Source organism: Longilinea arvoryzae (genome assembly GCF_001050235.1).
In the GTDB taxonomy this organism is placed as follows: Bacteria; Chloroflexota; Anaerolineae; order Anaerolineales; family Anaerolineaceae; genus Longilinea; species Longilinea arvoryzae.
In genome coordinates this window covers 2,057,104-2,070,284 of record NZ_DF967972.1, presented here as the reverse complement: position 1 = coordinate 2,070,284, position 13,181 = coordinate 2,057,104, and the positions used below count along the sequence as shown (strand labels likewise).

The following is a 13,181-nucleotide window of genomic DNA, read 5'->3' as shown; positions in this document are numbered from 1 at the left end:
CGAAGTGTACGTGGGGAAGTTAATCGAGCTTCAGCCATCCGTTTTGTCTCTGTGATTTTCCTGATGATTCGATTGGTCGGCGCGTTTCTTCTTCTTCTGAATTGCGCCGGCATCCAGTTCCACCGGAAGCTGGGAATGATTGAGCAATTGCAATAAAACCCGAACTCGCTCGCTGCCGCTCAACCTCAGGTCAAAAATAGCTTCGTATCCGGCGAAGGGTCCGTCTTGGATCAATACTTCATCGCCGCTCTTCAAGCCATCGAACAGTTCACCGCCGGCCTCCGAGATTTCTCCCACGCGCTTGCGAATCGCTTGAATCAGGGCATCCGGCACCATGGCCGGCTCGCCCCCAAATGCAACCAGTCCTCGAGCGTGGGGCATCCACTGCAAAGTCGATAGTCCCAGGGCGTCCAGATCGATGTGCACGAACAGGTAACCGGGGAAATATGCCTTGATCTTCCGCGCCCGTGGGTTTACAGTCTGCACGCGGACGCGGGGATAGAACACCTGGATCTCGTGCATCTGAAGCTGTTTCCAGAGAAAATCTTCTTTATTAGGGTGGCTTTGAATGGCGTACCAAAACTGCGGCATGCTTCCCTCTGCCAGAAAAAACATTTTCCGTATTATAACAGCCGCCCTGTCTTTTCGATTTGCAGGGCGGCTTACAGAAATGTTGGTTGAATAGAATTTCCGGCAGAGACCATCCACTGTTATCCGGCGCCGCTGGCGCCTCCACCTCCGCCTCCTCCACCGCCGCTCGCGCCGCTGGCGCTGTCGGAACTGGCCGAGATGCCCGCCATCAAAGCCACCACATTGGCAGCCTGCATGTCATCCGCTGCGCGCAGCCAGGCCAACTGCGGTTGTAACCCCCGGTCTTGAAATGCCCTGGCCCAGCGGTCGCCGATATGAAACGCTGCGGCAAACGGCAGGTAATCATTCAACCATTCTTCCTGCAAAATGGACGCCTGAGATCGAACCTGCCCTTTTAAATAATCCGCGAAGGCCCACCACTGCTTTCGGGCCCTCAATCCCCGATCCGTCAGTACAAGCCAGTTGCTCGCCATGCTCAGGCAGGCTATGCTCAAGACAAACAGGGCAATCGAGAACCCCATCAGCAGCATTCCAACGAAGGCTCGGTTCTCACTCACCGCGCCGATCATAAACAGGCTGATAAAAAAGACCAGAATGGATAGGAGCATACCAATCACGCTCCATGAGGTAATCCGCCGGCGCTTCTGTCTGCGGACGGGGTCCATCCATTGTCCATTCAGCATGGTTTCAATGACCGTTTCCGAGAAGAGGCGCAGGCCGCGTTGTAAGCGTTCGATGGCCTTAGGCAATTCGACTGAATCCGAGATCTGACTGCTCCCGGGTTGGCGGTCGAAAACCAGGTCGTATGCGGTTTGTTCGTGCGGCCGCAGTGGAATATCGTTTACCACCGGCTCGCGGACTATCAGAAATACCTGTCGAGTGAGGAAACCCTTATGCCCAATCTGTTCCATCCGAACCCAGCCCCGCCGGGCCAGATCCAGCAAGGTTGCCACCGCCAATTCCAGGGGGACATTCGGCAAACTGAACAGGGCGCCGGCTTCGGCCGGGCTCAGTTCGTTGGGCGGTCGGGTGATAATCCCTTGCTCGAAAGTCTCAGAGCGGACCGGGTGATTGTTCCGCCAGAAGCGGGTCAACCCTAAACTGCCGAGGATCAGGCAGGCCAATCCTACCCCGGCGGCCCACGGAAAAGCCGCCCGGGTCTGGCGGGCGCGTTCCAATTGCACGGCCTGCCAGGCAGGGGGATGGGTCAACAGACTACCGCCCGGAAACGACAGTGTCAAAATGGCAGCCCGGTTGGCTGGGATATCCTGGGCTGTAAATATCAAGCTGTCCGGGGTGGCTTCTTCATTCCACGCCGCGCCGGTCAACCCGGCCGCGCCCGCGAGAGTCCGGCCAGCCGGCAGATGGATCATCATGGTACTGGATTGGATCTTGTATTCGTGGTCGCCCGGGATGAGATACCACTTGACTTGATCGGTATTACCGGCCACCCGGGTTGTTCCGCTGACGCGATATTTCAGGGTGAACGTGCGGGACTGGTCTGTGGTAGGCGCAAAATGCCAGCGTACATCGATCGGGTCGCTGGCGGATGAAATTTCCACCTGGCCGGCCTGCATGCCCCGCGGCAATTCGACCCCATCCATTGCAGCGCTGAGGATGTCGATGCGGTCGGTTTCGCTGCGATCCAATTGGCGAAAAGCGTAGGTATACGGTCCACCGCTGAACTGGAAAACGATCGTTTCCGTCACCAGCAGCGTACCCCCCTCCTCGATAACCACATCCGAATCGAAGCGCTCCGCCTGGTAGGATTTTCCCGCTGCCATCTGGAATGGAAAAACCAGGCAGAATAATACCAGCGCGCCGATCACATACCGAAAACGTTTCGCCATATCTCACCTTCTTATATCAGCGGGAATGGGTTTCAAAATTATGAGGATATTTTCATTGTAAATCACAATTATCCCAAATGATGGTAATCAAGACCTTTAATCCGATACGATTGGAATTTTCAGATATACTCATTCTTAATCGATCCGGTCAGCATTGCGGACGGAAAGTGGAAAGTCATATGTCCTCTTCTGATCTAAATGCCCGCTACTATGCGGGAGTTGCTCCGGAAATAGTCTGGCCCGTAGAGAGATACCTGCCGCCCGTGCGCGCTGGAATTTGGAGCGCCTGGCTGCAAGACCACATTACAGCCGGCGGCTGGGTGTTGGACCCGCTCGGGTCGCATCCGGGATTGGCCTTCGAGGCCGCCCGCGCCGGCTACCGGGTGCTGGCTACCGTTAATAATCCAATCTTCAGTTTCATGCTGGACGTGCTGGCGCGCGGCCCGGGCCGCGAAGATTTTCAGTCCGCGCTGGTCGAGCTGGCCGATTCCCGCCGCGGCGAAGAGCGCCTGGAGACGCACATCCAATCACTATATTTGAGCGCCTGCCCCAACTGCGGCCATATGATCCCAGCCCAGGCCTTTTTATGGGACCGCGACGCGCAAATCCCTTACGCCCGGGTGCTCCAATGCCAGCACTGCGCTTTCGAAGGCGAGGCCGCCCTGACCGAAAACGATCTCAGCCGCCTGGAACTTTCCAGCCGGGATGCGCAGCACCGCGCGCGGGCGATCGAGCGCATCGGCCCGACCGATACGGTCCAGCGCGATGCCGTCGCTGAAGCTTTGAAAACTTACCTGCCCCGGCCGCTTTATGCCCTCACCACCATGATCAACAAGGTCGATGCCCTGGCAATGCCGCCTGAAAAACGGCGCCTCGCCCAGGCGCTCCTGCTTTCGGTGTGCGATTCGGCCAACACCCTCTGGCCGGTCGCGGGTGGGCGCAGCCGCCCGCGCCAGTTGGGCGTACCCCCTCAGTTTCGTGAGAACAACCTCTGGCTGGCGCTGGAGGCTGCCGTCGAGGAATGGAGCAAGGCAGCGAAAAGCCTGTCCATCACCCACTGGCCCGACCTTCCTGCGGCCGGTGGTGGAATTTGCCTTTTCCCGGGCCGCATGCGCTCCCTGCTGCCGCTGCCCCCAAATGTCCATCCCGAGGCCGTCCTGCTCATCTTTCCGCGGCCCAACCAGGCCTTATGGACGCTTTCGGCGTTGTGGGCGGGCTGGATTTGGGGCCGCGAAGCCGTCCAACCCATGCGCAGCGTGCTGGATCGCAAGCACTTCGATTGGTACTGGCAGACCGGCGCCTTCCACGGGGCGCTATCAGGGCTGGCCCATCATCTCGGCCCAGATGTGCCCTGGTTCGCCGCCATCCCGGAAATTACGCCCGGCCTGCTGCTTTCATCCCTGACCGCCGCGCATTGCTCCGGACTTCAATTGACCGGGCTGGCTTTGGAAAGCGAAGCCGGCGAGGTACAACTGAGTTGGAAAGCCGGCAATACGACCCAGCCCACCCTCCGCAAGCCGGACGCCATCTACCGCCAGGCCATCCGCGCCCTGCTATTGCAGCAGGGCGAACCCGTATCTTATCTGCCGCTGTACACCGCCAGCCTGACGGCCCAGGCTGCCCAAAACAGCCTGCCCGATAAGATCGACGCCGTTCAGGTCGACCTGCTTAGCCGCGTTCAGGCTCAACTGGCGGCTGTTTTTGCCGACCGCGCCGAACTGGTCCATTTTCCCGGGGCTTCGCGCAGCGGTGAAAGCGGTCACTGGGGGTTGGCCCGCAAATCCGATACCGAAAGCCCGCTGGCCGACCGGGTCGAGATGGAAGTGGTGCGCTGCCTTCAGAAAAATCCGGGATGGTCCTTCGCCGCTCTATACGATGCATTGTGTTTGCAGTTCAGGGGGTTGCTCACGCCGCCCGAGGAATTGGTCCGGGCCGTTCTGGATTCCTACGCTGAAGTCGATCCGGACCAGCCCGATCGTTGGAGTCTCCGCCCTCAGGAGCATCCGGCGGCGCGGCGCGCGGATTTGGAAGCGGCGCGCGAGCTGCTCCTCAAGGTTGCCGCCACTCTGCGCCTCTCGGCCCAGGGCGACTCGCCCACCCTTTGGCGGGACAGCCAGGGAGAAATTTTGTATGCCTTCTACCCCATGGCATCCAGCCTGGTCAGCCGGTATGTGCTGAATCCCGATTCATCCATCCCGCCCCAACGCTGTGTGGTGGTCCTGCCGGGTGGGCGCGCCGGCCTTTTGGGTTACAAGCTCAAACGGGATCCCAACCTGGAACAGGCCTTCCGGGGCTGGCGGGTGCTCAAATTCCGGCACCTGCGCCGCCTCTCCGAATGGACCGACCTCAACCTCAACTCCTGGAACGATCTGCTGGACGCCGATCCGTTGGGCTGGGACGAAGCCACCCAGCTTTCCATTTTGTAGCATTTGAAGTAAATGACAAAAAAGCAGCGGTCGTAGTACCCGCTGCTTGATTTCTATCGATCGACGGCTAGGTTGGCGTGGCCGTGATATCTTCCGATGGAGGCGCCGGCGTCTCGGTTGGCGTAGGCGTCAGCGAAGGCTGCGGCGTGACGGTGCTGGTCGGCGTTTGCGTCACCGTCGGCGTCGAGGTCGGCGTGGGGGTCGGAACCTGCAAATCAATGTGGATGAGCCGTTCCGCGTAGGTATCCTCGGTGCTTTCCATGTAAATTCGCAGCGTAACCCGCCCGGCCGGGACTTCGCTTACGTCCCAGGTATAGATCTTCTCAGGATTTTGATACTGGGCCGTTTGATTGTCGAGAAGCGTCTTCCATTCAGCCGGTTCATCCCCGATGCCGTATTCCAGCCGCCATCGGCGCAGATCATCCGGCGTGTTGATGATGGCATAAATATCGATCGGATTCACCGTCAAGACATCGCCATCTTTCATCCCCGCAAACTGGATTGTCGGCCGGGCATCGCTCAACTGGCAATCCCGCTCGGGGACGAAGAAAATCGGATCGTCGAAGCCGTGATCGGAGGCCCACTTGCGCCCCTCATCAGTCTCACGCAGCCATTTCTTGGCGAAAGGATCGGTGACATTCATGGCCAGTTTTTCATCGACGTAATCCGAACAGGCCGCCGAAGCGCGCAGGCCCGTCCAAGTATCCACGGTTACCTTTTTCCAAAGGTCGTCGTCTTTGGTGGGCGGCAGTTGATCGTAGGCAAACAATTCGGTGTGTTGTTCAGGGCAGTATTCCGAAGGTTCGGCGCCGGAAATGGAACACACCACCCGCTCGACGATGCCGGCCGGACGCTGGAACGGCGTCGGGTTGCCGCCGGTCAACTGCGGCACCGCGAATTGCATAAAGCTCGACCAGATGGGCGCCGCGCCGGTCACCCCGGAGGTGTTCACCATGGGGGTGTAATCGGCGTTACCAACCCACACGCCCACGGACAGATCCGGCGTGTAACCAATGGTCCAGTTATCGCGATAATCATTGGTCGTTCCCGTCTTGACCGCCGCCTGGAAAGGCAGCGCCAGGACCGAGTTGGCCCCAAACATGGGCGCACGCGCCTGATTGTCGGACAGGATCGAGGAGATCAAATAGGCATGTTCCGGCCGGACCACCTGCTCGGCCGTTGGCGGCTTGTACTCGTACACCACGTTACCCTGGTAATCGACGATCTTGGTGATCGCCACCGGGGGCACTTTCTGGCCGCTGTTGGCAAAGACGCCGAACGCGCTGGTCATTTCGAGCACCGTGACCTCGCCGCCGCCGAGCGTCAGAGCCAGGCCGTAATCGTTGCGGGTCAGCGTTGTGATGCCCAGCCGTTCGGCCATGCTGATCAGGCCTTCTTTCTGGGCCGTGGAGGGATCGTCGTAAACGCCGACGAACTGAAGCGTCTTGACGGCCGGGATGTTGTACGAATTCGCCAGGGCATCCCGAACCGATACCGGACCGTGGAACCGTCCATCGTAATTGACCGGCACGTATTTGGGGCTGGGGTCAGATTCAAGGCCGGACGGCGGAAATTCACTGGGCACATCCCAGAGCAGCGTCGCGGGCGTCCACCCTTTTTCGAAAGCGGCGACGTAAGTCAGGGGTTTGATGGAGGAACCCGGCTGACGCGGGCTGATGGCCATGTTGACCTGCCCGGAGATGGCTTCGTTGTTGAAATCCGCCGACCCGACCATGGCCAGAATTTCACCCGTGTTGGGCCGGATGGCGACCAACGCGCCGTCCGTCACATTGCGATCCGCCAGCGAAGATACCTGTTCCTTGACGATATTCTCAGCCTGCTCCTGCAGGGTGGGATCGATGGTCGTGTAGACTGTAAAACCAGAGCGATAGATCGTCTGGGCGTCGAACATATTCTCGAGCTGGTCGGTGACGTAAAAGACCCAGTGCGGGAAGCGGATGGATCCGTTGTCCTGCTGGAAGGCATAGCCTTCGATATCCCCCACTGCGGTCGAGAGCATGGTGGGGTCGACGCACACTTTTTGAACGTTGGTGCTGACGAATATGCAGTCTTTCTCCTGGCTGTCCTGGTACATCAAGACCAGCACCGTCTTGAAACGGTTAAGGGTCTGCTCGCGATTGGTAAAGATATCGTAAACCGCTGGCGCCTGGGGCAGGCCGGCCAAGAAAGCCGCCTGTCCGGGGGTGAGCTTTTCAGCCGTGGTGTTGAAATAAGTCTCGGCCGCCGCTTCGATGCCGTAAGCCCGATTGCCGTAAAAGTTTTCGTTCAAATACAGTTCGAGGATCTGATCCTTGGTGTAGCGGCGGGTCATTTCAGCCGCCAGAACGATCTCGCGCGTCTTTCGTTGGACGGTGCGCTCGTATTTTTCATCCGGCAGCAGCAGGGTGCGGGCTAATTGCTGGGTGATGGTGGAAGCTCCGGAGGTGGTTTCACCGGTGGTGTAGTTCTGCACCATGGCTCGAACGATGGCCGACAGGTCGAATCCCGGATGGTTGTAGAATTCCTTATCCTCAGTTGCAAGCGTGGCCGCGATGATATAAGGCGACATGCGGTCCAGAGCGACATACGTCCTGCGGCCGGCATTGGGATCCAGAATTTCGTAGATGGTATTTCCGTTGCGGTCGAGAATGCGGGTGGTTTCAAATTGCGAAGCGCGCGCCTGCAAGTCTTCGACGCTGGGCAGGGATGCGGCAATCGAAAAATACTGGTAGATCAGGAAGGTGCCCGCGATTACCATCACGATGATGCCGGCAAAGAGCATGGCGATCAAACCGCGCAAGAAGCAGCCCATGGAGCGTTTCTTGGCGGCCGGTTTGCCGCCCGGTTTTCCGGCAGCCTGGGCCTTCGGCGGAACGGATGGCGGAATTGGCGGCATGCCGGCGGGGCGCTGGCCGGTGGCCTGCGTCGTTCGGTTGGGGCCGGTGATGTGCTGGGGTGGGTAAAGCGGCGGCGGCGCCGAGGTCGGGCTGCGGCGGTTGGAATAGGCGGACGAAGAGACGCGCGTGGCGTTCAGATCCACTTCTTCGATATGACGCGGCAGATCCGAGGAACCCGGCGGCACCCCGACCGGAGGCAAGGTTTGGTCCAGGTTGGTCGGCCGGTGGGCCGGCATGGCGCGGGTGACCTGCTGGTTGGGTGGGAGGCTGGCCTGGGTGGCCTGCTGGTCGGCCGGCAAATTGGCTCGCGTTTCCTGCTGGTCGAAGGGTAAACTCGCCCGGGTTGCCTGTTGGTCCGGTGGCAGGATAGCCTGCGTCTCCGCGGAATACGGCGAAGGAGGGGGGGGCTCACGGAGCTTATCCTGAGCCGCTTCCGTTTCGCCAGGCGTGGAATGAGGGATACGATCTTCCGGCGAAACGGGCTGCGTGATATCCCCCTCCATCGGCTGTGTAGCATCTTGATGGACCGGGGAATCAACAGACGGCTCACCGCCCGGCGTGGCGGGATTAGCTGCCGGACCCATTTTCACAGGTTGTGTACTTTCGTTGGTTTCGGCCGGAATATCATTTTGCTCCGGCTTTTGGGGTTGTTCTTTTGGGGTTTTCTCTTTTTCTTCCATATATAAACGCTATTTTACCAGAAAGGCTAAGGTCGAATTCTAGCACACCCCTTTTGAATTGACCATAAGCATATCTCATCTTACAATGGACGCATGTCAGTGGAAAATGGTTCCACGCCTCCCACCGGACGATATACGCTGGCTGCGGATGTGCGCTTCTCCCAGCCGGATTATGTCAATGATATTTCCTGGGAATTTTCCACCCGCAAGGGTGAAGCCTTCCCTTTCTCACTGAATACCACCTTTGGCCTGCGCGCGTTATCCATGCGTATGTTTCCGCGCCTGGTCCGCGCAGAAATCGGGCCTAACCATAACACCCAACCGGGCCTGAACCTGCGCATCCTGGGCTGTTATCCAAACTTTTTACGATTGGTTTGCCAGCCGTTGGCCGGCGTCGAATTGATGGCAGAGTTCTGGGTGCCGTCTTCACACGTCATCAGCGGGAAGCTTACCCTCACCAACCGTAGCGTTCTGAACCAGCAGTTGCGCTTCGATTGGGCTGCACTGCTCACGCCGATGGATCAGGGCCACGGCATGGCCGCCCTGCCGATGGGGAAGACTTATGTTCTGGAAGGGCAAACCCGCGATCTCTATCCGGTCTGTTTTCTCACCGGCGGCCCGAAACCCGGCCCGAGTTCCTTCCCGACCCTGGGTTATGATATCGACCTGTATCCGGGCAGCAATGTCCGCTATGTCTGGGCGTTGGCAGCCCTGGGAAACCCGGAAACCTCTCTGGACTTGGCCCAGGCCACAGCCAATCGCGATTGGGATCCCGAGATTGCGCGTCTTGAGCTCCTGAATACCAGCCAGACTCTGAAAGTGATCACCGGAAATGCCAACTGGAATGCCGCGTTTGCCAGCGCTCAACGCACCGCATTCCAACTGTTTTTCCCGGCTGGAGCAGATTTTCCCGCATCCTCATTTGTGCAACAGCGCAATCCCGACAACGGTTTTTCTATGCGCGGTGACGGCACAGATTACAACCCGCGCTGGAGCGGCCAGACCGCGCTGGACGCCTGGTATCTGAACAACCTGATTCTTCCCACGGCGCCCGATTTGGCAGCCGGGGTGATCGATAATTTTTTGGCCGTGCAGGAAGCCAACGGCGAAATCGATTGGAAACCCGGCCTGGGCGGCCAACGCGTTCATATGCTGACCCAGCCTCTGCTGGCGACCATCAGTTGGAAGATCCATGCCTCTCATCCGGATAAGGCCTGGCTGGAGAAGATCTTCCCCGAACTATTGCGTTTCTTCGAAGCCTGGTTTTCCCCGGCCCACGACCAGGATGGCGATGGTTATCCGGAATGGAATCACCGGGCACAGACCGGTCTGGATGACCACCCGCTTTTCGACCGCTGGCAACCCGCCAATCAGGGCGTCAACCCGACCGACGTCGAAACGCCGGTGCTGGCGGCCATGCTCTACCGCGAAGCCCACAGCCTGATTTCCATTGCCGCTTTCGTTGGACGGGAAGATGCGATCGAGGGTCTGCAACGCCGCGCCCGGAACCTGGCCGAACAGGTCGAAACGACCTGGGATCAGCTCGAGAACACGTATACCTATCGAGACATGCTGACCGGTCAGCGCCCGCGGGGCGCAAACCTGCTGTTGTTCCACGGTTCGGGCAAGCATGACCTTCGCCAGAACCTGGAAACCCCTCAAAAGCTGCTGCTTTCCCTGTACGGTGATTCGAGCCAGACCCGTAAGGCCACTTTTTCCATCTGCGGGCATGTAAATGGCAATCCCGTTCAGGAAGCCATCCTGCCGGGCCAGATCCATTGGATGAACCACACCGGTCATGCCGTCACGCAATCCCGTTTCACGAGCGTCGAGGAAATCGAAATCCGGGGATTGCCGGAAAGCGATCACGGCTTGCTTCGCACTGCGGATCTTACCCGAAAGGACATCAGCCTGCTCCTGCCGCTGTGGGCGAATATTCCCTCTCAGGATCGCGCGCTGCAACTCATTCAGGAAACCATCCTCCCGCAATTTCGACAGGCTTTCGGTCTACCGGTTTGCCCCAGCAGCCATCTCCTGCCCGACCAACAGCATCTCAACCGCGTCTTTCTACCCTGGAACCAGTTTATCCTCGAGGGCCTTCTGGCGTATGGCTTTCAAGAGACAGCCGCCGATCTGTTCACCCGAATAATGAACGGCATCTGTCAGAATTTGGAACTGGACGGCCATTTCCACGAATTCTTCTCCGCCGCCAACGGTAAATCCGGCGGCGATATCGACACGCTCGCTTCTCTGCCGCCGCTCGGCCTGTTTTTGCAAATTCTGGGACTACGCAACCTATCTGATCATGAAATAATCCTGCAAGGTCTTAACCCATTTCCCTGGCCAGTTACGGTACAATATCGAGGAATACTGTTATCATTTTTCGCCGACCGGACCGAGGTCAAAAGCGCCAATGGTTTCAATACCACCCTGAATACCCCGGATCCACAGCGCATCATTCTGACTTGATTTTTCTTGCAACCCGGAAAGAAAGGAGCATCGTCCAAATGGAACATCCACAAACGAAAACCGATACGATGTTGCTCGCCATCGTTCAAGCGCAGGATGCCGAAAGCGCTGAACTTGCCTTACTGCGATTGAATTTGCACGTCACCAGACTACCCAGCGTAGGCGGTTTCTTAGGCCGCCGGAATGCCACTCTGATGATCGGGTTGCCCGCTAACCTGCAGCCTCAGGCCATGGCGGCACTGGATGAAAATTGCCGCCAACGCGTGGAATATATTGCCGTCCCGTTGGAAAGCGCCCCATTACCACTGCCGGCTCCCACCCCCATCACCATCGGGGGAGCGACCATTTTTGCGCTGGAAGTCGAACGCTTCGAGGAGTTTTAGCCATGAAACTGATCATTGCCATCATTCGGGATATCGATAACGACACGGTTTCACACGGATTGACTTCGGCTGGTTTGCGGGTTACCCAGGTTGCCTCCACCGGCGGATTCCTGCGGCGCGGTAACTCGACCCTCTTGATCGGCCTGGAAGACGAGCAGGTGGAATCGGCGATCGAGATCATTCGCAAGAATTGTTCGCCGGTCACCGACAGCGAAACCCGCCGGGCTTCCATTTTCGTGCTCAACGTCAACCAATACGTTCACTTCTAACCCACCAGGATCGGGGATAGCCATGAATGAAACGAATTCACTTCCTGGAAATGCCGCACAGCGCCCCGGCCTGGTGACCACACTGGCCGCCCTGACGCTAACCAGCGGAATCATCAACCTGTTCTTCGCGCTTGGCATCACCGCCCTGCTGGTGATCGGCACGCTCGGGATCGGGCTGTTCATCTGCGCCCCGTTCACCGTCCTGCCGGCCATCCTGGGCGTTTTCGAGATCATCTACGGAGCGCGCCTGCTTTCCGACTCGACTTATCCGCCTCGTCCCAGTCCGGTGATCGCCTACCTGGAAATTGCGACCTTGATCTACGCCAATATCGTCGGCGTCGCGGTGGGCATTATCGCCCTGGTGATCTACAACGATGAGGCCGTGAAAGCCTATTTTTCACGGATCGTCTGAGTTGAGAGAAATTAAAAACGGCGCTCGCTTGCGGCGCCGTTTTTTGATTCAGCCCTTACTCATGAAATTCTTCGACCTGGTAGATCTGAACGATCAGATGTTTCTTTCGCCAGGTATTCTCAGCCGCGCCCATTTTGGCGCACAAATGGGATAGAAATTCCGCCGGTCCGGGCAATTTCTCCCATACCTGGGGTAAAAATGTAGCCCGCCTCAGGCCATCTCGCAAAATGACGCCGTCCACGCCCGGTCGCAAACGGCTGATCAGATCTTCGGGTGTGTCGTATTCAAGCGGCTGCGGCGGCGTCAGTCGTGAAATCTCGATTTGAATGTGGGGCACCTCTTTGGGACGGACCGGGTAAAAACGAAAATCCTCCTGAGCGGCGGCCACGGCGTGTTCGCGCACATCCTCCGCCAGAGGTTGGTACGCCTCCAGAGCGCCAATGCAACCGCGTAATTCGCCATCCTCCGTCAAGGTGACGAAAGAGGCGCCGTTTTCACGCAGAGCGGTTGGCAGGTCTTCCAGGTTCAGCGCCGGCAGAGGATGTTCGTTGACGGCCGCTTCGATGGACTCTCGCGCCAGGCGCAGCAACAGCTTTCGTTCGTCTTCACTCAACCGAGTTGTGTTCATGGTTTCAACTTTCTGTACACCCGATTGTGGTACACCAGAGGGTCTGCTTCTTGCAACGTATCCACCGCGGTCACTTCACCGATAAACAGGGTGGAGTTCGGCAGCGGGTATGAGAAAACGACCCGGCAATCCAGAAACGCCAGCCCGCCGCGGATGAAAGGGACTCCGCTTTGGATTGAAAACGTATCCAGTCCTTCGAAACGATTGTCTTCCGGCGCGGCGCGACCGGCGAACCGATCGGCGATGGAGGCCTGGTCTGCGCCTAGAATCGTCACGCCAAAAACGCCTGAGCGTTTGACAAGTTCGAAGGTCCGGGTGCCATTTGCTAGGGTAACCGACACCATCGGAGGGTCGAGCGAAATCGAGGTCAGTGAATTGACCGTCATTCCATGCTGCGAATCACCATATTGACTGGTCACGATTGAAACTCCCGTGGTCCAGTGACGCATCGCCTGACGGAGAGAGTCGGAGAGTTCTTGCATCAACTTGATCATACTCCTTTAGTAGGATTAATCAACACGGCTCAAGTGATCCATTCAAGCATCGAACGCCAACGGCAAATTGGCATCCCGAAAG

Annotated in this window: 10 protein-coding genes; 5 read left to right on the top strand and 5 right to left on the bottom strand. The window is 58.3% G+C overall.

Features of this window, described 5'->3' with window-relative positions; genetic code table 11:
- Positions 1-30 precede the first annotated feature (30 nt).
- Together nusG and LARV_RS09230 are read right to left on the bottom strand one after the other, a co-directional pair.
- The gene (gene nusG / locus LARV_RS09235; protein WP_236709946.1) at positions 31-591 is read right to left on the bottom strand and encodes a transcription termination/antitermination protein NusG; all 561 of its coding nucleotides are present in this window, start codon (positions 589-591) and stop codon (positions 31-33) included.
- A 119-nt stretch (positions 592-710) separates the two neighbouring features.
- Positions 711-2,441 carry a DUF2207 domain-containing protein gene (locus LARV_RS09230; RefSeq protein ID WP_075073363.1) on the bottom strand — a complete coding sequence of 577 codons (1,731 nt, stop codon included), beginning with the start codon at positions 2,439-2,441 and terminating at the stop codon, positions 711-713.
- Positions 2,442-2,620: 179 nt separating this feature from the next.
- On the opposite strand from LARV_RS09230, the gene LARV_RS09225 reads away from it, so the two are divergent.
- Positions 2,621-4,867 (top strand): hypothetical protein, encoded by a 2,247-nt coding sequence (locus LARV_RS09225; RefSeq protein ID WP_152031760.1) that lies wholly within the window; start codon positions 2,621-2,623, stop codon positions 4,865-4,867.
- Between the two features lie 67 nt (positions 4,868-4,934).
- Here the strand turns inward: LARV_RS09225 and LARV_RS09220 are convergent, their stop codons facing one another.
- Positions 4,935-8,444 (bottom strand): transglycosylase domain-containing protein, encoded by a 3,510-nt coding sequence (locus LARV_RS09220; RefSeq protein WP_075073361.1) that lies wholly within the window; start codon positions 8,442-8,444, stop codon positions 4,935-4,937.
- Between the two features lie 93 nt (positions 8,445-8,537).
- Between LARV_RS09220 and LARV_RS09215 the strand changes: the two genes are divergently transcribed.
- The 4 genes from LARV_RS09215 to LARV_RS09200 are packed head-to-tail and all read left to right on the top strand — an operon-like array spanning position 8,538 to position 11,977.
- Positions 8,538-10,913, top strand: coding sequence for an MGH1-like glycoside hydrolase domain-containing protein (locus tag LARV_RS09215; RefSeq protein ID WP_075073360.1), 2,376 nt, complete (start codon positions 8,538-8,540; stop codon positions 10,911-10,913).
- 38 nt (positions 10,914-10,951) lie between these two features.
- Positions 10,952-11,296, top strand: coding sequence for a cyclic-di-AMP receptor (locus LARV_RS09210; protein ID WP_083522459.1), 345 nt, complete (start codon positions 10,952-10,954; stop codon positions 11,294-11,296).
- Positions 11,297-11,298: 2 nt separating this feature from the next.
- Positions 11,299-11,565: a cyclic-di-AMP receptor gene (locus LARV_RS09205; protein ID WP_075073359.1), complete on the top strand. Its 267-nt coding sequence runs from the start codon at positions 11,299-11,301 to the stop codon at positions 11,563-11,565.
- A 22-nt stretch (positions 11,566-11,587) separates the two neighbouring features.
- On the top strand, positions 11,588-11,977 hold the full coding sequence (locus LARV_RS09200; RefSeq protein WP_075073358.1) for a hypothetical protein: 390 nt from the start codon (positions 11,588-11,590) through the stop codon (positions 11,975-11,977).
- Between the two features lie 55 nt (positions 11,978-12,032).
- Here LARV_RS09200 and amrA read toward each other — a convergent pair whose 3' ends face one another.
- Entirely contained in the window at positions 12,033-12,605 is a 573-nt protein-coding gene (gene amrA, locus LARV_RS09195; RefSeq protein WP_075073357.1) for an AmmeMemoRadiSam system protein A, read from the bottom strand.
- Positions 12,602-13,099 (bottom strand): flavin reductase family protein, encoded by a 498-nt coding sequence (locus tag LARV_RS09190; RefSeq protein ID WP_083522458.1) that lies wholly within the window; start codon positions 13,097-13,099, stop codon positions 12,602-12,604. The genes amrA and LARV_RS09190 overlap by 4 nt, the downstream gene beginning before the upstream one ends.
- Between the last annotated feature and the right edge of the window lie 82 nt (positions 13,100-13,181).